The 765-nt window shown below is 64.6% G+C and carries 1 protein-coding gene; it reads right to left on the reverse strand.

The annotated features are described in order from the left end of the window. On the reverse strand, positions 1–765 hold a 765-nt coding region (locus ACZ9W6_RS17560), incomplete at both ends, for a hypothetical protein (protein ID WP_465192481.1).

A 765-nucleotide genomic window follows, 5' to 3' on the forward strand; every position in this document is an offset into this window, starting at 1 on the left:
CGTCAGACCTGCAATCGCTGCCGTCGACAGCTTGCTGATGTCCGCCACTTCCATTGCCGCCAGCTGTGTCGTCGTCAGCGCCGCTACCTGCGTCGCACTCAGCACACCGGCTTGCGCTGTCGTCAGCGCAACGACTTCACCTGTGGTCAGATTCGCCATTTGCGAGCTGGTCAGACCGCTGATGCCTGTCGTCGACAGCGCCGCAAAGTCTGCTGTCTCCATCGCCGCAACCTGGCTCGTCGTCAATGCAGCAACCTGGGTCGACTTCAGTGCATTCGCCTGGGCGGTGGTCAGCGCCACAATCTGTGTGGTCGTCAGCGCCGCCAGATCTGCCGTCTCCAGCGCCGCAATCTGCGCGGTCGTCAGCGCTGCCACCTGACCGGTCGTCAGGTTGGCCGCCTGGCTAGTCGTCAGACCCGGAATCGCGGTCACGCTCAGCTTGGCCACGTCTGCCGTTTCCATCGCGGCCAACTGTGTTGTACTCAGCGCCGCCAGTTGTGTCGGCTTCAGCGCGCCCGCCTGGGTGGTCGTCAGGGCAACGATCTGCCCTGTCGTCAGGTTGGCCATCTGGGCGGTCGTCAAACCACCAATGCCTGCCGTGGACAACGAGGCAAAGTCTGCCGTTTCCATTGCCGCAACTTGCGACGTGGTCATGCCGGCTACCTGGGTCGCCGTCAAGGCTGCGGCCTGTGCCGTCCCCAGCGCCACGATCTGGGTCGTCGTCAGGGCTGCCAGATCTGCCGTCTCCAGCGCAGCCACCTGCGC

It is taken from the genome of Vogesella lacus (assembly GCF_979366295.1).